Below are 20,531 nucleotides of genomic sequence, written 5' to 3' on the forward strand. Positions count from 1 at the left end.
CGCTCCGGCCAGAGCCTTGTAGGCAGCGCCTTGCAGGAGGACGCGCCCGTGGTCGGCATCGTGGCCGCGTGCGAAATCGGGCGCCCCGGCAGGCGCACGCTCAGCTCTTGCGATAGGTGATCACCTTGTCGCCCTTCGCCGGCCAGGCCATGATCAGCAGGCGTTGCCCGCCCTCCTCCTCTCCCGGCCAGTCGAACATGTCGTAGTGCACGCGGATCCGATAATGGCCCGCGCGGCCGTCGAGGGCGAGGTCGGGGTACGGCTCGCCGCCCATCGCGTCGGCCAGGAGGATCTGGCCGCCGGGGCTCTCGTAGCCGATCTCGGTGACGTGGTCCCAGCCCTTGACCTCGACCGGCGGGCGGCGCGGGTAGGTCTCGACCGTGACACACAGCTCGAAGTCGGAGTGCACGCTGATCATCAGGTGGCCGGGCAGCGCGGCTACCAGGCCCTCCTCCTGGGTCTTCTCCAGCAGGCCGTCCTCGAACGGGTCCGGGCCCGTCTCGGTCTCCTCGTAAGCCTCGATGATCCCGTAGTCGGTCCACTGCGGCTCCCGGATCCTGGTCGCCGTGGCGGGCCGGATCAGCGGGCGGTGGTCGGGCCGGGAGTCGCACATGCGTTGCGCGTCCGCCTCCCACTCCTGCATCTCGCGGGCCGATTCGTCCGCAGCGGCCTTCGCTGTGGCGGCGGCGGGCGGGCAGACCGGCGCGATCGGGTGGGTCAGCGAGTCGCGGGCGAGCCCGTGTTCGGCCAGCTCCCGGGCATCGTTGCGCGTGTAGAGTCCGCACAACCAGCGGGCGTGAGCGACCGCCTCGGCGTCGGGGGTGGTGGCGGGGAACTTGATCAGATTCGCCTGGCGCAGCGCGCAGACGAGCTTCTGATCAGCGGTGAGCTCCGTCGGCCCCTCGCTCGACCACGACTCCCCCGGCCCGCACGCCGCGTCGGCCGTGATCGTGCCGCGCGCCAGCGCCGCGCCGGGCAACAGGACCAGCCCAGCCAGTACGGCAAGCCGTACCACCAGCAGCGGCCGGGCCGGGGCGAGCGGGTAGAGCACCCGCAGGAGTACGGCGGAGCCGAGCAGCGCCAGGCTGTACCAAGCCGGGGAGATCCCGGAGGCCGGCGAGGCCGCGTCCCTGCCTACCGCCTCCCAGTCCAGGCGCATCTCGTGCCAGCTCTCCTGGGAGGCCGGGGTGCTCACCAGTCCGGCCAGTCCCACCAGGGCGGCGAGGGCCAGCGCCGGAGGCGTGAAGCGCACCAGGGGCCTGGTCCGAAGCAGGACGGTCGCCAGGACCAGCAGGGCCGGCGCGCCGACGCCGATCATGATGTCCAGGTTCCGCCAGGTCTGGGCGAGCCCGTCGACGACGCCGTCCTGAAGGAAGGGCTCGATCACGCCGGTGTCGCCGACCCAGCGGTAGGCGCCGTGGGCGAGGTTGACGACGGCGGGAAGCAGCGGGAGCACGACCGCCGTCGCGGCCAGCGGCCACCATCTGGCGGGCCGGCGAACCGGCCGCCTGATCGTGGCCGGCTCCGGCAGCGGCCCGGCCAGCTCGTGGGCGGTTCTGGCCTGCCACACCAGGCCGAAGACACTGACGGCGCCGAGGAGCTCCGGGATGATCAGTTCCGGAGGGTATCCGTCGCCGCCGGCGTAGGAGAGGTAGCCGTAACTGCCGTTCGTCAGCGACATCAGCGGGGCGACGACGCCGATCCGGATGGTCGCGGCGCTGAACCGTGGGTCTCTGGTCTGGGCGATCAGGATGCACACCGTCCAGACCGCCCAGCCGTACTCGTAGCCGCTGGCGACCGTGAAGACCCAGGCGACGGCGTTCAGGTCGAGGTGGCTCGTGAGTGTCCAGCCGAACCCGGCCAGGCCGGCCAGGCCGCCCACGACCAGAGCGAACAGCCGCAGCCATCGGGGGGCGACGCCCCGCAGCACCAGGAAGAACATCGCCACGGTGGTCAGGAAGGCGACCTCGTCCGCGGCGTCCAGGCCGATCCAGAGCCAGCGGAGGTCCCAGGAGTTGCGCGAGGCGGAGAAGGGGATCAGGACCATGATGGCCAGGGAGATGCCGACACCAAGGTAGAGGCCAAGCCGGAGCAGGCCGACCCGCCACCCGCGCGGGGTGAGCTCGCCGCGCTCCCGGCCCCGCAGCACCTGCCACAACATCCAGGCCTGGAGCACCCCGGCCAGCATCGCACCGGCGATCACCCATAGGGGCGGGTCTCCGGCCTCGCCACGGGTGAAGGGGGAACGGCTGACGACCGCCCAGAGCAGCTTCGGGTCGGTCGCGGCCAGCACCGCGAGGAAGGCGACGCAACCGAGGGAGAGCAGGGCGGCGATCCAGCCGAAACGGTAGCGACGCATGGGTCACATCTCTCAAGGGGGTGATCAAAGCGCCCACCCTAGCAATTCCCGACAATGCGGGCCAAATTCTCAATAATCGGGAAATGGATAAGTTTAATGTCGCTGAAAGGAAATTCATCCATGCAGTTCAGGCCGCAGGCCAACCCCGTCGAGGAGCGTCGGTGAACAATCCGCCCCTGAGGTTCTGGGAAGTCCTCGACGAACTCGTGGGGGGCGACGGTGAAGGCATCGACTTGTGGCGCGGAACCGCCGGCATCCGCAGGGTCGTCGCGGCCGACGACCCCTTCAAACGCGGTGCCGAACTCAAGATTTTCTACGCTTGCACCCACGAGACTGCCGCGATCGAGGCGTTCTCCCAGGACCGGCCCCAAGGGGCGCTGGTCGATCTTCACTCGCGTCACAAGTCAGGCCACGGCACGCCCGTACCAGAGTTGCTCTTGTCCCGACCCGCCCCGGCGTCCGGGGGCAGGTCATGTACTTCTGAACAGCCGGTCCAGGTGCACGTCGATCGCGGTGAGCGCGTCCTGGGGCTCGATGACGTGGAGTTCGATCAGAGGGGTGAAGCCGGTGAGGGCGAGGAGCAGGTTGGTCTCGGTCGCCGGGTCGCGGTCGGGGTCGATGTGCCCGTCGGCGATCGCCTGGCGGACCAGCCGCTCGACGAGGGCCCGCCCTTGGACGAGGCCGCGGCGCGCTTGCTCATGCACGGTCTCGTCGTGCAGCGCCTCCAGCACGTAGGCGGCGCTCATCCGGCTGGTCGCGCGGGCGTCGGCATGCAGGGGGAGCATCTCCGCGAGCGTCAGGCGCAGCACGTCACGGGGGTGCGGACGGTCGCCGAGCTTTTCGAGCCCCTGCTGGACGCGCACCGAGGTCTGCTCGGAGGCGAAGTCCATGGCGAAGGAGAGCATGGCGGTCCGGGTGGCGAAGTAGTGCTGGAGCTGCCCGAGCGACATGCCCGCCTCCTGCGCCACCACGCGCATCGTCAGCTGGGTGACGCCTCGCTGCTCCACCACGCGCCACAGTGCGCGGGCGATCGCTTCGCGGCGTCCGCGGTGATCCACCTGTTTCGGCATCGCCCGTCCTTGCCTCCGTTTGCAATACGGTTGACATAATACACTTGACCGACAACCCTGCGGTGCAGTCGAGGGAAGGAATCGGCATGTCCGAACAGCCGAAGGTACGGACCACCGAAGGCGTGGTGCAGGGGCTCCGGCGGCAGGGGCACGTGGTGTTCCGCGGCATCCCCTACGCCCAGCCGCCGGTCGGAGCGCTCCGCTTCGCCGCGCCCGCCCCGCCGTACCGCTGGGAGGGGACCAGACAGGCGGTCGAGTTCGGCCCCGTGGTGCCGCTGTCGCTGCCGATCGACGTGCCCCCCCAGGGGGCCGACTGGCTGACGCTCAACGTCGGCACTCCGGATCCCGGCGCGGCGGGCCTGCCGGTGCTGGTGTGGATCCCCGTGGGCGGGTACCTCTCGGCGGCGTCGAGCGACCCGATGTTCGACCCGACGGCGCTGGCCGAGGCGGGCGTCGTCGTGGTGACCGTCAACTGCCGCGTGGGCGCGGAGGGCTTCGCGTTCCTCGACGACGTGCCGCCCAACCGGGGATTCCTCGACCAGATCGCGGCGCTGGAGTGGGTGCAGCGCAACATCGCCGCCTTCGGAGGCGACCCCGGCCGGGTCACCGTGGGCGGGGTGTCCGCCGGGGCGGGCTCGGTCGCCGCCCTGCTGACGATGAAGTCCGCGCGCGGCCTGTTCCGGCGGGCCATCGCCCATTCGGTGCCGGGGCTGTACAGCACCCCCGTGCTGGCCCGGCAGGTCACCGCCGCGTTCGCGGACCGGGTCGGCGCGGCGGCTGCCACCGCCGAGGCCCTGCGCGACATCGACCCCTGGCGCCTGGCCGCCGAGCTCACCTCCTTCAACGCCGGCCTCCACGCGCACCGGGAGCGCTGGGGACGTCTCACCGAGACCGGCACCGCGCTATGCCCGGTCGTCGACGGCGAGGTCCTCCCCGAAACGCCCTGGTCCGCGCTGACCGGCGCCCCCGCGAGCGGGATCGACCTGCTCGTCGGCCACACCCGGGACGAGTTCCGGTACTTCAGCGTCGTGAGCGGACGGTACGGCACCTTCACCGAGGAGGACGCCGACGCTGCTTTGGTACTGCAGGCGCCGCGGCCGGACGGCGCGCAGGCCTACCGTGCCGCGTTCCCGCACGCAACCCCGGAGGAGCTGGTGGAGACCGTGTACTCGGACGCCCTGTTCCGCATGCCGTCCCAGCAACTGGCCGAGGCGAACACCGCGGCCGGCGGCACCTCGTACCTGTTCGAACTGTGCTGGGTCGCTCCGGCCCGCGGCGGCATCCTGGGCGCCTGCCACAGCCTCGACATGCCCCTGGCGTTCGGCACGCTGGACAGCCCCGTCGCCACCCAGCTCATCGGCGAGGCGCCGCCTCCCGAGGCCGTCGCGCTCTCCGGTGAACTTCGGGAGGCTTGGGTCCGCTTCATCACCACCGGCGACGCGGGCTGGGCCGCCCACCGGCCCGGCGAGTACCTCACCCGCGTGCTGGACACCGAGTCGAAGACTGTGCCCTACCCGGAACAGGTGTCCCGCCAGATCTGGGCAGGCCACTCCCCCGCCCCCTTCGATCTTTCGTGATTGTCCGGGTCGGCTCCTATGGGGCCTGACGGCACGGACCAGGCTTCGCTCAGTTGTGGGCTGCCTGCCTGGCGCGTTCGATGTCGTTGATGTGCGTTTCGGTCCATTGGCGCAAGGCTCTGATGGGCTCGGCGAGGCTGCGGCCGAGTTCGGTGAGGTCGTAGTCGACGCGGGGCGGGATGGTGGGGTGCTGGGTCCGGGTGATGAAGCCGTCGGCTTGGAGCGCTCGCAGGGTCTGCGTGAGCATCTTCTGCGAGATGCCTTCGAGGCGGCGGCTCAGGTCGGTGTAGCGCATGGTTCCGCCGAGGAGCGCGTCCACGACCAGGATCGTCCACTTGCCGGCGATGTGGTCGAGGACCTGACGGGTGGGGCACTTGGCGGAGTAGACGTCCGCCGGCAGGCCGGATGACTCGACGATGTTCACAGGATGGAGAGTAGCGCACTAATTAGTGCCTTCTTCCTAATAGAGAGCGACTCTCCGATAGTTGAGACATGACCAGCACGCTTTCGGTCGCCGAGGCGATCCGCAGCCGCCGTACCGTCCGCCACTACCTGCCCGACCCCGTCCCGCCCGCAGTGCTCTCCGAGTTGCTTGCCCTGGCCGTGGAGGCGCCCACCAGTTGGAATCTGCAAGATCGCTCGATCGTCGTGGTCGACACCCCCGAGGGGCGCGACGGGCTGACGTGGGCCACCGGGGGGCAGCCGCAGCCGCAGGAGGCGCCGCTCGTCCTGGTCTTCGTCGCTGAGCCCGAAGCTTGGCGCGCCGACCATGACGACGTCTACGAACAGGCGCGGCGCAATCAGGCGTGGAACGAGGAGTTCATCACCATGTTCTCGGCCGCCTCGCAGTCCTTCCAGGAGGGCCTGCAGGGGCGTGGCCTGCTGCGCGAGTACGCGGTGAAGGACGCGATGATCGCCGCCACCTACGTCATGCTCGCCGCCACCGAGATGGGCCTGGCCACCTCGCCGATGAACGGCTGGGACGAGGCCAAGGTGAAGAAGGTCATCGGCATCGACGACCGTGACGACCTCGCCATCGCCTTGCTGGTCTCGATCGGGTACCCGGCCGAGGAGCGCCGCCACCCCGGCCGCCGGCCCATCGGGCGCAACGTCTTCCACCACCGGTACGGCGGGGCCCTTGAGCCGGCTGTTATGGGTTGATGTTCATGGCGACCTGCCGACAGGCGTCCAGCAAGAAGTAGCTCCGGGAGCACAAAGTCGTACACGGGGGCTGGAGCATTCGCTGTGGAGGTCGGTGGCGAATCACCCATCAAGGGGCGTGTGGATGCCGTGGGCTCGCGTCAGCCGTACTTCCGAGGTGGGCCGGTCTCGGGTGTCGTCGCCAGGTCAACCCGCACCCAGGTTCATGTTGATGACCGGCACCTGGCTCTACGGATCTCGGCCTCACCGGTCACGTCACCTCGAAAGCGGTGACGAACTCCGTGGTCGCTTGCGCGAGGTCGGTGAGGAACTGGGCACGGTCGAAGCTCTCGTCTTCGACCGTGCCCGGTGGAGGCGTGTGCATGAAGCTGAAGTGTCCGGCGCCGGGCACGACGCGAAGATCGACCGGTGCTGGGGCACTCTTCAACCGGATGGCCAGCTCGACAGGGGTGACGGTGTCCTTCTCCCCTGCGTAGAGGAGAATCGGTGCTGTCACCGCGTCCAACGCGCCCGGAGCGGCGAACCAGCCGGCGGCGGGCGCATACAGGACGAGACGGCCAACGCGTGGCTCTCGGGGAACATCCAACGGCCTGCCGTCCCGTCCCCAGGGCGTCGCCCCGGCCAGGCACAGGCCAGCCCAGCCACCGATCGAGTGGCCGACCACGACGACAGCCGCGTCCGGAGAGGCCCACCGGTGAAGCGCCTCGACCAGCCCCGCCGGGCGTGCAAGCAGCTCGGCGGTGGTCGCCTCCCGCGCGGCGAAGCGCTCGAAGTACGGCGCGATGACCTGGCTGTCGTGAGCGGCGAGGTGCTCCAAGAGGGGCAGGTAGCGCTCCGGATCGCCACCTGCTCCTGCAGCGAAGAGCACGACACGCTCATGCTTCGCGGGACCCAGCGTCAGGGCCTGCATGTCACTCCTCCACTTGTGGCGTTCTCCGAGGATCGGTTCGCTTCATTTCGTCTGCGACGGCCTGTCGGATGTTCTGATCTCGGCCACCCCTTCGGGCAAGTCGGCGGTGGACAGCCGCTGATCTCAACGGGGAAGGAGCGTGCTCTCCAGATCCTTGATCCGGCCGTAGGAGTCGAGCTCGGCGCGGAGACTGGATCCGCCCGGATGACGGCCGCCGACGAAGCCCGGTCCGCTCTCCACCTGCCAGCCCTGCTGGACCAGGAAGCTTTCGACCAGCGTCCGGTGATCGAGCTCGTAGGTGGACAGCGCCTGCCCCAGAACGGACAGCACACGCTCGGGATGAGCGGGCGCGAACACCACGTCCGGCACGTTCTCCAACAGGACGAAGAGGGCGCCGCCCTGGTAGGGGCCGCGGTAGTAGCAGCGGCCGGTCACGCCCGCCGACAGCAGGGCGAGCAGATGCCCGTCGGCGCGGTCGAGCGGCAGCGACGGCTCGGTCAGCTCCGGAATGCCGTGCTGCCGTCCGTGGTCACGCAGCCATTCCGCGGCGCGCAGCAGGTCCGGCGGGAGGTTGCTCTGCGTGTTCGCCCACGCCCAAAGCCAGCTCTGGTCACCGTGACTCTCCGTCCCCAGCAGCTGTAGGGGAAAGCGGAGGTCGTCGCCGAAGAAGATGAGTCCTGCGCGGGTGTCTACGGACCAAGGGCGGTTGCCGAGCAGATCCATCAACGCGAACTGGCGGGCCAACGACGTGGCGACCGAACGGGAGAGCTGCTGGGTCAGAGGGTTCATCGGGTTCCTTGTATCGCGCGTGCTGACGTCTTGAGCCAACCAGCGCCCACTGGGATCTCACTGGTAAGCCGCTGACGCCGACCCTGTGCGTGAGCGGCTCGGCGGCACCAGGACCGCCGCAGGCTGCTGAGCCGCCTAGCAACCCGCCGAGACTGTGCCGGGCATGCGGGCCGCTGGAAGGGCCCTCCGTGATGGAGAGTGACTGGCCGTTGGTGTGTGGCGGGGCCGGCGGCCGACGACGCTCCTGTGCGCTGGCCATCGCGAGCCCGGCCACCCCTGCGCTGGCGGCCAAAGCCTCCCGGTCGGCCCGCCCATCGGCCGACAGCCCCCGTTGATCGCGCCGATGTTCTCCCGCAGCCGCGACAGGCGGTTGCAGGCGGGCGCCACGGCAGGGGTCGTCTTCGTGCATTGGCTGATCTTTCATAGCTTCTACGTCATGGGCGTGCCCCTATTGCCTGGGTGGCCAGGATTGCGATCTTCTGGGACATCACGCAACCACTGGAGGCCCGCTCCCCTCAGTGGCTGCGCGGCAGGTGGCCCAGGCGGCGGCCGCCTATCACATCGTGGCTCTGACCCTGTGGTTTCTCGGCATCGTCACCTTGATCACGACGCGGTTCTGGGCGTACACCTTGATCTGAGCCAGGGACGTTCACGCCGAGGCGTATCAGGTCATGCGACCGGCCGCGCCGTCCGCAGTCCCGCGCGGGCCTGGATGTGCGCGGTGGCCTCTTCCAGTCCCTCGGCCAGCGTGGTGTTGTCCTCGTAGGTGACCCCGTCCGGGACCGCGTTGGCGCCGGAGGGGTCGGCGTCCCAGAAGTTGCCCCGGTAGACGACGTTGCTCAGCGGGGGCGACACCTGCAGCACCGCGGTGTTGTCGGCGCCCGTGACCACGTTGCCCTCGACGGTGACCCAGGCGGCGCCGTAGTCGGTGTAGAGCCCGAAGTTGTACGGCGTGCGCGTGTCCCTGATGACGTTGCCGCTGATCTCGGCGCCGTCGGCGTGCGAGCTGCCCTGAGGGCCGGACAGGTAGATGCCGCCGCCGTCGGCGAGCACGCTCATCGTGCCGGTCGTGAGGTTGCGCAGGATGCGGGTGCGCCGGCCGGGTCCCGCCACGATGCCGCAGTGCGGGACCTCGCGGACGTGGTTGCCGGCGACGGTACAGCCGTCGGTGCCGGAAAGGGCGATGCCAGGGGAGCCCGAGTAGTCCAGGCCGACGCGCTCGACCAGGTTGTCCTCGACGAGGACGTCGCTGCTGCCGGTGATCGTGATCGCCGAGGCGGACAGGGTGTCGAAGTCACAGCCGCGCACGACCAGGCCCGAGCCGCCGGTCAGGCCGAGCCCGGCGGCCCCGAGCCGGGTGAACCGGCAGCCCTCGAAGACGACGTCGGCGGCGTCCTCGACGACGACGCAGGCGGGGATCGTCTCGGAGCGGCCCGGCACCGTGACCCACGCCTGGCCTTCGACGATGACGACCTTCTCGATGGGGCCGCCGTCGTAGTGGCCGCTGCCGTGGTAGTGCAGGAAGCCTTCCGGGCTGCTGGGACGCAGCCAGGTGGCGTCGGCGAAGACCAGACCGCGGAAGGAGACGCCGTGCGCGCCGGTGACGCGCACCAGGGTCTCCAGGGCGGGCGCCACGACGCGGGGCCCGTCGCCGGGGCGGGGAAGGTAGCGCAGCCTGTGGTGGCCGGGGCGGGAGCGGTCGAGGACGAAGGTGCCGGGTTCGGTGAGGAAGGCGGCGTCGTTCTCGATCCTGGTGGGCAGCGGCGGGCCGGCCTGGACATGCTCCTCCCACGTGAAGTTGTAGAGCTCGATCGCGCGGGCGAAGGCGGGCTGCGCCATCGTGATCGCCGCGCCGTCGCCGTCGGCGCTGACGGCGGCAACGCCCATGCGGGCCTCGGTCCACGGGTAGATGCCCCGATGGACGACCTCGACGTCGGACGGGCTGCGCCAGGCGAGCGGGGCGGCGCTGTCCGTGACGTAACCCGTGACGGTCCGGGTGGCGTGGCCGGGGAGGGCGTCGATGCCGGCGCGCTCGGTACGGCGGAGCGGATCGCCGACGTAGAGCTGGCGGGTGTCCAGGTCGCCGACGTCGGCCACCAGATGTCCGTCCTCCTCCCGCCAGCCGGTGATCTCCCGGCCACCGCTGACGACGGCCGTCTCCTGGGCGGCGGTGCCGTACCCGAAGGCCTGGTAGGTGATCCGATGCCCGTCGCGGCCGCCGTCCTCGCCGGCGAGCACGAGGGGCGCGGTCAGCGTGTGGGTGCCGGCGCGCAGGTGCACGACCACGTCGCCGGACAGCTCCCGGGCGGCGAGCCTGGCCCGGTCGAGGGTCGCGAAGGGGCTTTCCAGAGTGCCGGGTCCGGCATCGTCGCCGTTCGGGGAGACGTATAGTTCTTCCTTGTTTATGGCGTACATGGGTGTATACCGTAAACAAGGAGGACGGAATGAGCAAGGCGCACGACCCCGATCTCGGGGCGGAACTGCTGTGGGACCAGGGCCGGCGTGCCGGGCTGAGCACGGACCGGATCGTGCGCGCGGCCGTCGAGGTGGCGGACGCCGAGGGCCTGGCCGGCCTGTCGATGCGCAAGGTCGCCGAGCGCCTGGGCTTCACCACGATGTCGCTGTACCGGCACGTGCCGGGGCGTGACCACCTGGTCGACCTGATGCAGGACACGGTGCTGGCCGGCGTCACGGCGCCCGGCGGACCGACCTGGCGGGCACGACTGGAGGCGTGCGCGCGGCAGGGGTACGAGCTGCGCAAGCGGCACCCGTGGCTGGCGGAGATCCGGGGCGGCCGGCACACTCCCGGACCCAACGCGGTGGCGTACTACGACTCGATGCTCGCCGCCGTGCGCGACACCGGCCTGACGCCGGCCCGGATCATCGCCGTGGTCGACCTGGTCGGCAGGTTCGTCGACGCCGAATCGCTGCGACTGCTGGAGAGCAGGCGGGCAGAGGAGAGCAGCGGCGTCAGTCACGAGGAGTGGTGGGGGGCGCGCGACTCGCTCTACGCCCGCCTCGACCGCTATCCGACGCTCACCTGGGTGTGGGAGTCGGGCGGCTACGACGAGCCGGAGGACCCGTTCGAGTTCGGCTTGGCCCGCCTGCTCGACGGCGTCGAGCTGCTCATCACCCAAGAGCGTTACGAAACGCGTGATGAAAGCCGGTGTCAGGTGTGCGGTGAGCCGGTGGAGCAACCAGCGTCAGGACGGCCGCGCGCGTACTGCTCGCGAGCGTGCCAGCAGCGCGCCTACCGCCGACGCCGGACGAACGCCTGACCCACCGCCAGGCCACTACCTCAAGCACAAGCATCCGCTCAACACCTTCCGAGTCCCGGCCAGCATGGTCGGCCTGGCTGGCGCGGTCAGCTGCTGAGAGCTGGCCGAGCATCCGAATCCGGAGCCCCATGCTTGGGCCTGGACAAGGCATGAAAGCCCAGCTCCGCCCGCGCGACCGAGGGGCGGGATGGGCGGTGGAGTGAATGCTCGCGACCCTGGGCGTGTTGGCGATGGGTGTCTCAGCCTCCGAGCGAGCGCACCCGCGACCTGACCGGCGCGCCCGGGTCGGGGCCGGAGCTCTCCGACATGCCCATACAGCCCAGCCCAAGGCCGACACCCGCAGCCCTGGCCCAACGCCCTGATAGGCCTGCGACTCCCCCAGGATCGACGGGAGCCAACCTGCTGCCTGCTACCCGTCGGCGGATCCGGGCCGTCCGGAAGAGCTCAACATCTCGATGAACGTGCCGGGTTCGCTGGTCGAGGGCCGATCGCTGACCTGCCCGTCGCCGATCTCAATGACGCGCCACACGCCGTCAGCCCGCAGAGCCAGATCCACGGTCACGAAAGGCAGGCCCAACCCTGCGATCAGCGGCGCGAACCGTGTCACGTCCAGGTCGCCGGGCGGGAAGTCGTCGGGGGTGTCGGGATGCGGGCCGATCAATCGGCACTCGCCGTCGACCCACCAGGTGCGCGCTTCGGCGGAGACGAACTGTTCGAAACGGCGCAGCACGAATCCGCCGACGAAGTCGTCCTCGCGTAACTGCCGCAACCGGCACGCTGTCGCCCAGGCGGCGTCCACGTCCCCGACATCCGGAATGAAAGCCGCTTCGTTCCAGTAGTGCTTCATCGATTTGACGTAGTCGCGCAGTACGGCAGGGCCCGCACCAAGCTGGGCGCAGGCAGCCTGGAAAGCGGTCCGCTCATCACCGGCGGTCCACACCGAGAATGGCGTCACATCCGACAACGCGTCGTACCAGCCAGGCAACTCGTGCGCCCGCCGAAACTGCGCCGCATCCGTACGCAGGATCACCCCACGTTCGGCCAATGCCGCACCGAACGCCGCGTACTGGTGCGACTGCATCATCCAGCCCCGGTAAAGCGCGACGCCGCCGGACCGGACCCGGGCCACCGCCCGACTGGCATCACCATTCTGGACCAGCAGGTCATGGTCGATCAACGCGACATCCAACCCGGCATCGCGGGCCGCGTTCGCCTCGGCCGCGAAATGCTCATCCACACGGCGGGGATTCAACACATCGACCGGTACCAGCACTATCACCCGCACATTGTGCCCAACCAGACCGCTATCCCACCACGTGATATCAACCAGGCGCGGGCTGGCCGTACATTCGGCCTGCTCGTGAATCGGCGGAGAGTGCTTCCACCGGCGGGCTCGCCACTGATCCCGCTCGCCAGGGGTCAGGTGTCTCGCTCCAGCGATAATCCTTGAACAGGCTCGCAGGCGGAATAGCGAGGCCGTTACGGACCACAGTCACCGCCGGGCACTTCTGCCGCCATGGGGTCACGATCCTCTCAGTGTCAAATCCTCCCGCAGGGTGAGCGAGGCGCTCCAAAAGGACAGCCCTCTGGAAATGGTGATTTTAGGCATCTACGTCTGGCTATACTCCCTGACCCATGAGTCCGATGAAGATCGTCGTCGCGGGGGCGGCTCTCCTTCTGGCCACCGGATGCCAGCTCGGCCCAGCCCCAGTTCCCCGATCCGCCTCCTCCGCGGAGCCCTCGGCCACCCAACCGGCCTCCGCGCCCACCCCCACACCACTGCCCTCGGACCAGGTCCTGGCCAGCCGTACGGCAGCGGCCGACCAGCACTACAAGCTCAAGATCGACCTGCTCGCCGCCGACCGCGAGGGCCGGCTGGTGACGGTCAACTACGCGGTCACCGTCACCGAGCACGACCGCGCCTTCGGCTGGACCGTCGGCGATGCCTTCTCGGCCGTCCCCAGCGACACCCCGGACGCCGACGGCCTCTACCTGGTCGACAAGAAGAACGCCAAGAAGCACCTGGTCGCCAAGGACGTCCAGGGCGCCTGCGCGTGCACGGCCAACACCGAGAGCGTCGCGATCAACACCGGCCAGAAGGTGGTGTTCACCGCGTCGTTCGCCGCGCCGCCGGAAGACGTCACGAAGGTCGACGTGTACATCCCCCTGGCCGGGACGTTCGCCGATGTTCCGCTCACTTAGCCTGGCGGCGGTCCTGACCGCAGGGCTGCTCGAGCCGACGCCTGCGCCGACGCCGGCGTCGCCCGGCCCGGCGGCCGTGGCCGGCGGGGCGATCGTGGACCTCGTGGCGCCGATCGTCGATCTCGAACTGCCGGTCGCGGCGCTGGACCTGTCGCTGATCGACGCCGACCGGCGCATCACGCTGGCCGCCGACGTGCTGTTCGCCTTCGACAAGGCGGACCTGTCGAACAAGGCGCGCACCCGCATCGAGCAGGCCGCCGAACTGCTGAAGGCCAGGGCCGCGGGCAAGCAGGTCGCGATCGACGGTCACACCGACGCCAAGGGCGGTGACGCCTACAACGCCGCACTGTCGCGGCGCCGGGCCGAGGCCGTACGGGCCGCGCTGGAGCCGTTGCTGGCCGGCAGCGGGATCACGTTCGTGGTGGCGGGACACGGCGCCAGCAAGCCGGTCGCGCCGAACACGGTGACCCGGGAGGGGAAGGTGGTGGACAGCCCCAAGGGGCGGGCGCGCAACCGCCGCGTGGAGATCACCATCGCCCGGTGACCTGCCGTCGGGGCTGCGCCGCTGAGACCGAGGCGAAGGCAGGCCGTACACCGATCATCGTGTGCAGGGGACGCCGGCAAGAGATGGGTCAGCCCAGGGCGGCCTGCTCCTCGACCTCGATCGCGCGGTTCCAGTCGCGCTTGACCTCGCGCCAGCCCTCGTCGTCCACCCCGAGCCGCCAGTACCCGGAGATCGACAGCGCCTCCAGCGGCAGCTCGCGCTCCACCCGCAGGTGCCGGCGCAGCCGCTTGACGAACCCGGCCTCGCCGTGGACGAAGGCGTGCGGCCGCCCGGCCGGGAAGTCGAGGCCCTCGATCGCGGCGACCAGCCGCTCGCCGACGGGCGCGGGCCCGCGGTGGATCCAGGTGACCCGGTGGTCGAGCTTCTGCTCCTCCTGCGGCCCCTCGACCTCGATGAAGGCGTTCACCACGGCGTCGTCGGGCAGGGCCTCCAGCGCGACCGCGATGGCCGGCAGGGCGCTCTCGTCGCCGACGAGCAGGTGCCAGTCCGCCTCCGGGTCGGGCGCGTACCCGCCGCCGGGGCCGAGCAGGTAGATCTCGTCGCCCGGCCGCGCGTTCGCCGCCCAGGGGCCGGCCAGGCCCTCGTCGCCGTGGTGGACGAAGTCGAGGGTGAGCTCCAGCGCGTCGGGGTCCCAGGCGCGCACGGTGTAGGTGCGCAGCTTGGGCCACTGGGTGCGCGGCAGGCTCTCCCGGCAGGCCTGGATGTCGAACGGGACCGGGTAGTCCACGCCCTCCTCCAGGAAGACGAGCTTGACGTAGTGGTCGGTCAGCCCCGTGGTGGCGAACCCGGCCAGCCCTTCGCCCCCTACCACCACGCGGATCATGTGCGGGGTGATGCGCTCGCTGCGCGACACGACTCCGAGGTGCGCCATCCTGAACCCCCAAGTAACTAGTTAGGTAAGCCTAACTTATCAGGCGGCGGCCGCGGCCGGGCCCGAGGCGGCCGACAGATCGGCGACGAACGCGGCGATGTGCCGGAAGGCCAGCCGCGCCTCGGGCAGGAAGTCGGCCAGGATCGGGAAGACGTGCGGCATCCGGTCCCACTCCTCGTACCGCACCGGCACCCCCGCCGCCCGCGCCTGCCTGGCCACCCGCAGGTCCTCCTCCCGCAGCACCTCCGTGGACCCCGTGACGATCATGAGTGGCGGCAGCCCGGTGTAGTCGCCCAGCACCGGCGAGACCAGCGGGTCGCGCGGGTCGAGCCCCGCCGTCCAGCGCCGGGCCAGCCAGCGCACCCGTGAGGCCGACAGCAGCGGGTCCTGCCAGCGGTTGGCGCGGCGCGGCGCGTCGGTCAGGTCCGCCCACGGCGACAGGCAGATCGCGCCGCCGGGCATCGGCCCGCCCCGGTCGCGCAGGGCCAGCAGCGTCGCCAGCGTCAGGTGCCCGCCCGCCGAGTCACCGCCCAGCAGGACGTCGGCCGGCTCGTGCCCGCGCGCCAGCAGGCAGTCGTAGGCGTCCAGCGCGTCCTCCAGCGAGGCGCGCAACGGGTGCACCGGACCCTGCCGGTAGTCCAGCGCCAGCACCGGCCGGCGGGCGGCGACCGACAACCGCCAGGTCAGCGGCCGGTGCGTGGCCGGGGAACCGGCGAAGTAGCCGCCGCCGTGGAAGTACAGCAGCACCTTGCGCTCGTCCAGGCCCAGCCCGCCCCGCACCCACTCGCCGCCGCACTGGCTGAAGGCGTGCGGCACGATGCCGACCTGGTCGGGGGCACGAAAGGGCACGGCTTTGAGCAGGGAGCAGGCGCTCAGCGCCAGGGGATGGCGCAGCAGCAGGGAGCCGGCCGGCTTGACCGCCCCCATGAGGACCCCGTTGAGGGCACGCGCCTGCCAGCTGAGGGGATAGGAAGGGAAGACGTCCTGGTCGAGCATGCAGGCCTCCTTCACGGAGTTTTCCCGGCACACTCGACGTTTAACAACGCCGGCCACGCCGCGGTGAGCCGAATATTGCCTTGCCGCGCCGCCGGCCGGCGCCCATAATCCTCCGGGTCCACCCGTGCCCGCACTCGGCCACGGGCTGTCGCCATGCCGTCACACCCCGGAGGTGACCATTACCCTGTATCCGACTCTCCTGCTGTACGGCTTCCGCAAACACGCGACCTACGTCTGGGCCGGCCTCGCCGGCGCCTTCACCAACAGCGTGTTCGGCGTCCTGCGTGCCTACGTGCTCATCGCGCTCTGGCAGGCCCGCCCCGGCCTCGGCGGCTACGACGTCGCCGACGCCGTCACCTTCTGCTTCCTCACCCAGGCCATGATCGGCCCGATGCAGCTGTTCGGCGGCGGCCTCGGCCTGCCCGAACGCATCCGCTCCGGCGACATCGCCCTCGACCTGGTCCGGCCCGCTCCCCTGCAGGCCTGGACGCTCGCCGAGGACCTGGGCCGCGCCGGCTACCTCCTGCTCGTGCGCAGCATCCCGCCCACCCTGCTCGGCGCCCTGCTGTTCGGCATCGTCACGCCCGACGGCCCCGGCCGCTGGGCGCTGTTCGGGCTCAGCATGCTGCTCGGCGTCGTGGTCAGCTTCGCCTGGCGCTACCTGGTGGCGCTGTCGGTCTGCTGGCTCGTCGACGAGCGCGGCGTGCAGACCGTCTCGCTCGTGCTGACCCTCTTCTTCAGCGGCATGACCCTGCCGCTGACCATCTTCCCCGGCTGGCTCGGCGAGCTCGCCCGCGCCCTGCCGTGGGCGGCCATGGTTCAGGTGCCCGCCGACGTCTTCCTCGGCAAGGGCGGCGACCTGGGCTTCCAGGCGCTGTGGGCGGTGGCGCTGCTCGGCCTCGGCGCGCTCGGCACCCGGCTGATCCGGCACAAGGTGGCGATCCAGGGTGGTTAGGAGCTACGTCCTGCTGGCGTGGGTCTGGACCCGCGCGGCCGTCGCCTACCCGGCCTCCTTCGCGCTCATGACGGTCTTCGGCTTCCTGGTCGCCGGGCTCGACCTGGTCGCGATCCTGATCATCTTCGCCAACACCACCTCGCTGGCCGGCTTCTCCCGCGAGGAGGTGCTCTTCCTGTACGGCACGGCGTCCCTGGCCTTCTCCGTCGCCGACACCCTGTTCAGCAACGTCGACCGGATCAGCCAGAAGATCAAGGACGGCTCGTTCGACGTCATCCTGCTCCGCCCGGTCAGCGCGTGGGTGCAGGCGTGCACCGACCGGTTCTTCCCGGCGCGGATCGGGCGCATCCTCCAGGCCGGCGGCGTGCTCGGCTACGCCGTGGCCCACGCCGGGATCGTGCCGGAGCGGAGCTGGCTCGTCCCGGTCATGGTCGTGGGCGGGATCGCCATCTTCGGCGCGTTGTGGACGCTCGCCGGGTCGGTGCAGTTCGTGCTGACCGACGCGCCCGAGGTGGTCAACGCCTTCACCTACGGCAGCGGGACGCTGGTGCAGTACCCGCTGACCGTCTACGGGCGCGACCTGGTGCGGGCGGTGACCTACGTGCTGCCGCTCGCCTTCGTCAACTGGCTGCCCGGCCTGTACGTGCTGGGCCGGGCCGATCCCGCCGGGCTGCCGTCGTGGACGGCGTTCCTGAGCCCGGTGGTGGCCGCCGCGCTCTGCCTGGTCGCCGGGCTGGCCTGGCGGCAGGGCATCCGACACTACCGATCGACGGGGAGCTGACATGATCACACTCGACAGGGCCGGGCGCTCGTTCAAGGTGCGGCGGGCGGTGGTGCATGCCGTACAGGATCTGAGTTTCACCGTCGCGCCGGGCGAGTTCGTCGGCTACCTCGGGCCCAACGGGGCGGGCAAGTCGACCACGATCAAGATGCTCTGCGGCATCCTGACGCCCACGTCGGGCACGGTCCGGGTGGCCGGGCTCGACCCGTCGCGCAAGAGGACCGCGCTGGCGCGACGCATCGGCGTGGTGTTCGGGCAGCGGACGACGCTCTGGTGGGACCTGCCGCTCCGGGACAGCTTCGAACTGATCCGGCTCCTTTACAAAGTAGATCGCAAGCTCTTCGCCGCGCGGCTGGAGGAGATGGTCGAGACACTCGACCTGGCCGAGTTCCTGAAGCGGCCGGTGCGCCAGCTCAGCCTCGGCCAGCGCATGCGCGGCGACCTGGCCGCGGCGCTGCTGCACGGCCCGGACATGCTCGTGCTCGACGAGCCGACGATCGGGCTCGACGTGGTCAGCAAGGCGGGCATCCGCGAGTTCCTGGCCCGGGTGAACGCCGAGCGCGGCACCACCGTGCTGCTCACCACGCACGACCTGGGCGACATCGAGCGGCTGTGCCGGCGGGTGATGCTGATCGACCACGGCCGGCTGGCCTTCGACGGCACGCTGGAGGAACTGCGGGCGGGCGGCTCCCTGGAGGAGGTGGTCACCCGCCTGTACACCGCCGGGGCGACGGCTCAGTAGTAGGAGCCCTCGCGGGTCTCGTACTCGTCGTCCTCCAGCTCGTCCTCGCGGCGGGACCAGCGGGAGGGCATGAGCACCGGCAGGAAGAGCATCACGCCCAGCAGCGCGTAGACGCCGGAGGTGAGCAGCCACTGGTTGCCCGCCCCGGCGTTGCGCACCAGCTCGTGGTAGGTGGGGTCCTTCGGGATGTAGGAGAGCGCCCGGTTCATGTCGAGCGCGTAGACGACCGTCCAGGCCAGCAGGACCATCGACGGCACGAACGTGGCCAGCGGGGAGACCCGGCCGGCGACCACCAGCCCGGCCACCAGGCCCACGGCGGCCATGGCGCCCAGCGCCGTCCACATCGCCTGGCCCCCGGGCGGGGTGCCACCGGCGCTCGCCTGCGCCTGCCAGGCCGCCCACCCGGCGCCCCCGAGCAACGCGGCCGTGACCACTAACCCGAGCAGCAAACCGACGAAATGCCGCACGTTCCATCACCTCGCCACGACCCTAGCGACAAAGCGCACATAACGGCCAGGCATTGACCACCTCGGCATCCCCCACCCCTCACCCCCACGTCTCCCTCAGCCCCAGCGCTCACCCGCCCGCTCCACGCTCGGTCAACCCCTTGCCCCGACCAGCCCCGCTCCCCCTCCAGGGCGGACGTGGACGAGGTGGACCGTCTCTATGGATGGGTGAAGGGGTCAGGAGGTGGACCCGTGGATCGGGTCGGTCGGTGGGCGAGGGTCGGTCGCGGGGGATCAGGTGGGCGGGTTGGAGGACCAGGTTGAAGGGTGGGTGGGGGGTGTCAGGGGTGGGGATCGGTGAGAGGATGAGCGGGCCCATGACCGCCCAGCTCCCCCTGCGCCTGGCGCGCGCGGCAGGTTTCGCCGCCGTGTGCGTGGCTCTGGCCGCCCTGGCGCACGTGCTGGCCGGAGGGCCGGCGCCCGGTGTCGGCGCGGTGGCGGGCGGCGGGACGGCGGTGCTGCTCACCGCACTGGGGATGGCCGGGCGCGAGCGCTCCCCCACGACGATCGGCGTGACCCTGGGCGCGGCCCAGTTCGGGCTGCACGAGCTGTTCGGCACCGCCACCGACTACCTGCCGGTCCACCACGGCTCCACCCTCGGCATGAGCCTCGGCATGCTGCTCGCGCACGCCGCGGCGACGGCGGTGACCGGGTGGTGGCTGGCGCGGGGCGAGTCGGCGCTGTGGTCGCTGATCCGCAGGCTGGGCGCGCGGCTGATCCGGGTGCCCGCGCTGTCCGTCCCCCCGCAGGTACGGCAGGCGCACCGCCCCCGGCCGGGCTGGGTCCCGGCCCCCTACGAGTTGCGGCATACCGTCACCAGGCGTGGTCCTCCACTGCCCGCCTGATCCTCTGACACCCCGACCGCGTATCTTCCCCAGTGGAGTTCACCATGTCCGTCATTCGACGCGGCGCGAGCGTGCTCGCCGCCGCCACCGCACTCACCTTCGGCCTGGCGGCCCCCGCCCTGGCCCACGTCACGGTCAATCCCGGCAGCGCCGAGCAGGGCGGCTGGACCAAGGTCGCCTTCCGTGTCCCCAACGAGCGGGACGACGCCTCGACGGTCAAGCTGGAGGTGAGCTTCCCGGTCGAGCACCCGCTGGTGTTCGTGTCGGTCAAGCCGCTGCCCGGCTGGAAGGCCGAGATCGTCGAGGGCAAGCTGCCCAAGCCGGTCAAGACCGCCTACGGCGAGACGGTCACCGAGGCGGTGACCAAGATCGTCTGGACCGGCGGGAAGATCAATCCGGGCGAGTTCCAGGAGTTCGAGGTCTCGATGGGGCCGCTGCCGAAGGACGCGGCGCAGATCGTGTTCCCGGCTACGCAGACCTACTCCAGCAAGGAGGTGGTCAAGTGGGACGAGCCGCCCAAGGCGGACGGGTCGGAGGCGGAGCGGCCGGCGCCGGTGCTGAAGCTGACGCCTGCCTCGGGCGAGGGTCATGGGGCGGTGTCCGCCTCGCCCTCCCCTGCTGTCGCGGCCGGTAAGCCGGAGGCTGCGTCGCCGAGTGTCGTGCCGGTGGCGGCCGGGTCCCCCGGTTCCACCGCCGACACCACCGCCCGGGTCCTGGGCGGCGCCGGGCTGGCCGTGGGCGTGATCGGCGTCGGCATCGGCGTCATGGGCCTGCGCCGCCGCGGCACCCGCCCCCAGGACTGATCCCGCGTCGCGGGGCGGGGCCCGCCCCCCCCCCCCCCGGGCCGCGGGGCGGGGGCCCCCGCCAGCTGGGGGCGGGGGGCGGCCCCCCCACGCCGCGGGCCCCCCCCACGCCGCGGGGCCC

Annotated in this window: 20 protein-coding genes and 1 pseudogene; 10 read left to right on the plus strand and 11 right to left on the minus strand. The window is 70.9% G+C overall.

The genetic code is table 11. The annotated features are described in order from the left end of the window. Positions 1 to 100: 100 nt before the first annotated feature. The 3 genes from ACIBG7_RS35910 to ACIBG7_RS35920 form a co-directional block, all read right to left on the minus strand. Complete coding sequence (locus tag ACIBG7_RS35910; RefSeq protein WP_397339154.1) at positions 101 to 2,359, minus strand: hypothetical protein; 2,259 nt, start codon at positions 2,357 to 2,359, stop codon at positions 101 to 103. 38 nt (positions 2,360 to 2,397) lie between these two features. Then, entirely contained in the window at positions 2,398 to 2,751 is a 354-nt protein-coding gene (locus tag ACIBG7_RS35915; protein WP_397339155.1) for a hypothetical protein, read from the minus strand. 78 nt (positions 2,752 to 2,829) lie between these two features. Beyond that, positions 2,830 to 3,429, minus strand: coding sequence for a TetR/AcrR family transcriptional regulator (locus ACIBG7_RS35920; protein WP_397339156.1), 600 nt, complete (start codon positions 3,427 to 3,429; stop codon positions 2,830 to 2,832). Between the two features lie 86 nt (positions 3,430 to 3,515). Between ACIBG7_RS35920 and ACIBG7_RS35925 the strand changes: the two genes are divergently transcribed. Beyond that, positions 3,516 to 5,006, plus strand: coding sequence for a carboxylesterase family protein (locus ACIBG7_RS35925; protein WP_357934466.1), 1,491 nt, complete (start codon positions 3,516 to 3,518; stop codon positions 5,004 to 5,006). Positions 5,007 to 5,055: 49 nt separating this feature from the next. On the opposite strand, the gene ACIBG7_RS35930 is transcribed toward ACIBG7_RS35925, so the two are convergent. Further along, positions 5,056 to 5,430 (minus strand): winged helix-turn-helix transcriptional regulator, encoded by a 375-nt coding sequence (locus tag ACIBG7_RS35930; RefSeq protein ID WP_397339157.1) that lies wholly within the window; start codon positions 5,428 to 5,430, stop codon positions 5,056 to 5,058. 68 nt (positions 5,431 to 5,498) lie between these two features. Here ACIBG7_RS35930 and ACIBG7_RS35935 point away from each other — a divergent pair, with 68 nt between their 5' ends. Further along, on the plus strand, positions 5,499 to 6,167 hold the full coding sequence (locus ACIBG7_RS35935; protein ID WP_397339158.1) for a nitroreductase family protein: 669 nt from the start codon (positions 5,499 to 5,501) through the stop codon (positions 6,165 to 6,167). Between the two features lie 250 nt (positions 6,168 to 6,417). On the opposite strand, the gene ACIBG7_RS35940 is transcribed toward ACIBG7_RS35935, so the two are convergent. The 3 genes from ACIBG7_RS35940 to ACIBG7_RS35950 form a co-directional block, all read right to left on the minus strand. Further along, a complete protein-coding gene (locus tag ACIBG7_RS35940) occupies positions 6,418 to 7,077 on the minus strand; it encodes a hypothetical protein (RefSeq protein WP_357934472.1) in 660 nt (219 codons plus the stop codon). Between the two features lie 123 nt (positions 7,078 to 7,200). Then, positions 7,201 to 7,866 carry a DUF6882 domain-containing protein gene (locus ACIBG7_RS35945; protein WP_357934474.1) on the minus strand — a complete coding sequence of 222 codons (666 nt, stop codon included), beginning with the start codon at positions 7,864 to 7,866 and terminating at the stop codon, positions 7,201 to 7,203. A 669-nt stretch (positions 7,867 to 8,535) separates the two neighbouring features. Beyond that, positions 8,536 to 10,281 (minus strand): right-handed parallel beta-helix repeat-containing protein, encoded by a 1,746-nt coding sequence (locus ACIBG7_RS35950; protein WP_357934476.1) that lies wholly within the window; start codon positions 10,279 to 10,281, stop codon positions 8,536 to 8,538. A 29-nt stretch (positions 10,282 to 10,310) separates the two neighbouring features. Here ACIBG7_RS35950 and ACIBG7_RS35955 point away from each other — a divergent pair, with 29 nt between their 5' ends. Further along, complete coding sequence (locus ACIBG7_RS35955; RefSeq protein ID WP_397339159.1) at positions 10,311 to 11,144, plus strand: TetR/AcrR family transcriptional regulator; 834 nt, start codon at positions 10,311 to 10,313, stop codon at positions 11,142 to 11,144. 409 nt (positions 11,145 to 11,553) lie between these two features. On the opposite strand, the gene ACIBG7_RS35960 is transcribed toward ACIBG7_RS35955, so the two are convergent. After that, the gene (locus ACIBG7_RS35960; protein WP_397339160.1) at positions 11,554 to 12,423 is read right to left on the minus strand and encodes an ATP-grasp domain-containing protein; all 870 of its coding nucleotides are present in this window, start codon (positions 12,421 to 12,423) and stop codon (positions 11,554 to 11,556) included. Positions 12,424 to 12,779: 356 nt separating this feature from the next. Here ACIBG7_RS35960 and ACIBG7_RS35965 point away from each other — a divergent pair, with 356 nt between their 5' ends. Together ACIBG7_RS35965 and ACIBG7_RS35970 are read left to right on the plus strand one after the other, a co-directional pair. Then, entirely contained in the window at positions 12,780 to 13,346 is a 567-nt protein-coding gene (locus ACIBG7_RS35965) for a hypothetical protein (RefSeq protein WP_397339161.1), read from the plus strand. Next, positions 13,330 to 13,890 (plus strand): OmpA family protein, encoded by a 561-nt coding sequence (locus ACIBG7_RS35970; protein WP_397339162.1) that lies wholly within the window; start codon positions 13,330 to 13,332, stop codon positions 13,888 to 13,890. The genes ACIBG7_RS35965 and ACIBG7_RS35970 overlap by 17 nt, the downstream gene beginning before the upstream one ends. A gap of 88 nt (positions 13,891 to 13,978) precedes the next feature. Here ACIBG7_RS35970 and ACIBG7_RS35975 read toward each other — a convergent pair whose 3' ends face one another. Further along, positions 13,979 to 14,782, minus strand: coding sequence for a siderophore-interacting protein (locus ACIBG7_RS35975; protein ID WP_397339163.1), 804 nt, complete (start codon positions 14,780 to 14,782; stop codon positions 13,979 to 13,981). Between the two features lie 39 nt (positions 14,783 to 14,821). Next, entirely contained in the window at positions 14,822 to 15,778 is a 957-nt protein-coding gene (locus ACIBG7_RS35980) for an alpha/beta hydrolase (protein WP_397339164.1), read from the minus strand. A 172-nt stretch (positions 15,779 to 15,950) separates the two neighbouring features. On the opposite strand from ACIBG7_RS35980, the gene ACIBG7_RS35985 reads away from it, so the two are divergent. The 3 genes and pseudogenes from ACIBG7_RS35985 to ACIBG7_RS35995 form a co-directional block, all read left to right on the plus strand. Further along, on the plus strand, positions 15,951 to 16,733 hold the full coding sequence (locus ACIBG7_RS35985; protein ID WP_397339165.1) for an ABC transporter permease: 783 nt from the start codon (positions 15,951 to 15,953) through the stop codon (positions 16,731 to 16,733). Further along, positions 16,726 to 17,514, plus strand: a complete 789-nt coding sequence (locus ACIBG7_RS35990; RefSeq protein ID WP_357934498.1) for an ABC-2 family transporter protein — start codon at positions 16,726 to 16,728, stop codon at positions 17,512 to 17,514. Before ACIBG7_RS35985 ends, ACIBG7_RS35990 begins: the two co-directional genes overlap by 8 nt. Before the next feature lies 1 nt (position 17,515). Then, positions 17,516 to 18,196 (plus strand): annotated as a pseudogene (locus ACIBG7_RS35995) (ATP-binding cassette domain-containing protein); the annotation flags it as partial. Positions 18,197 to 18,249: 53 nt separating this feature from the next. Here ACIBG7_RS35995 and ACIBG7_RS36000 read toward each other — a convergent pair. Next, positions 18,250 to 18,723 (minus strand): hypothetical protein, encoded by a 474-nt coding sequence (locus tag ACIBG7_RS36000; protein WP_357934501.1) that lies wholly within the window; start codon positions 18,721 to 18,723, stop codon positions 18,250 to 18,252. A gap of 356 nt (positions 18,724 to 19,079) precedes the next feature. On the opposite strand from ACIBG7_RS36000, the gene ACIBG7_RS36005 reads away from it, so the two are divergent. Both ACIBG7_RS36005 and ACIBG7_RS36010 read left to right on the plus strand, forming a co-directional pair. After that, the gene (locus tag ACIBG7_RS36005) at positions 19,080 to 19,607 is read left to right on the plus strand and encodes an MFS transporter (protein ID WP_357934503.1); all 528 of its coding nucleotides are present in this window, start codon (positions 19,080 to 19,082) and stop codon (positions 19,605 to 19,607) included. Between the two features lie 44 nt (positions 19,608 to 19,651). Then, positions 19,652 to 20,410, plus strand: coding sequence for a YcnI family protein (locus ACIBG7_RS36010; protein ID WP_397339166.1), 759 nt, complete (start codon positions 19,652 to 19,654; stop codon positions 20,408 to 20,410). Positions 20,411 to 20,531: the final 121 nt, after the last annotated feature.

The sequence above is a fragment of the Nonomuraea sp. NPDC050328 genome, from assembly GCF_044459405.1.
Lineage (GTDB): Bacteria > Actinomycetota > Actinomycetes > Streptosporangiales > Streptosporangiaceae > Nonomuraea.

Coding starts and splice junctions, on each gene's coding strand:
- ACIBG7_RS35910 (WP_397339154.1), bottom strand. CDS start 2,359: ATGCGTCGCTACCGTTTCGGCTGGATCGCCGCCCTGCTCTCCCTCGGT.
- ACIBG7_RS35920 (WP_397339156.1), bottom strand. CDS start 3,429: ATGCCGAAACAGGTGGATCACCGCGGACGCCGCGAAGCGATCGCCCGC.
- ACIBG7_RS35925 (WP_357934466.1), top strand. CDS start 3,516: ATGTCCGAACAGCCGAAGGTACGGACCACCGAAGGCGTGGTGCAGGGG.
- ACIBG7_RS35935 (WP_397339158.1), top strand. CDS start 5,499: ATGACCAGCACGCTTTCGGTCGCCGAGGCGATCCGCAGCCGCCGTACC.
- ACIBG7_RS35940 (WP_357934472.1), bottom strand. CDS start 7,077: ATGCAGGCCCTGACGCTGGGTCCCGCGAAGCATGAGCGTGTCGTGCTC.
- ACIBG7_RS35945 (WP_357934474.1), bottom strand. CDS start 7,866: ATGAACCCTCTGACCCAGCAGCTCTCCCGTTCGGTCGCCACGTCGTTG.
- ACIBG7_RS35950 (WP_357934476.1), bottom strand. CDS start 10,281: ATGTACGCCATAAACAAGGAAGAACTATACGTCTCCCCGAACGGCGAC.
- ACIBG7_RS35955 (WP_397339159.1), top strand. CDS start 10,311: ATGAGCAAGGCGCACGACCCCGATCTCGGGGCGGAACTGCTGTGGGAC.
- ACIBG7_RS35965 (WP_397339161.1), top strand. CDS start 12,780: ATGAGTCCGATGAAGATCGTCGTCGCGGGGGCGGCTCTCCTTCTGGCC.
- ACIBG7_RS35970 (WP_397339162.1), top strand. CDS start 13,330: ATGTTCCGCTCACTTAGCCTGGCGGCGGTCCTGACCGCAGGGCTGCTC.
- ACIBG7_RS35975 (WP_397339163.1), bottom strand. CDS start 14,782: ATGGCGCACCTCGGAGTCGTGTCGCGCAGCGAGCGCATCACCCCGCAC.
- ACIBG7_RS35980 (WP_397339164.1), bottom strand. CDS start 15,778: ATGCTCGACCAGGACGTCTTCCCTTCCTATCCCCTCAGCTGGCAGGCG.
- ACIBG7_RS36005 (WP_357934503.1), top strand. CDS start 19,080: ATGACCGCCCAGCTCCCCCTGCGCCTGGCGCGCGCGGCAGGTTTCGCC.
- ACIBG7_RS36010 (WP_397339166.1), top strand. CDS start 19,652: ATGTCCGTCATTCGACGCGGCGCGAGCGTGCTCGCCGCCGCCACCGCA.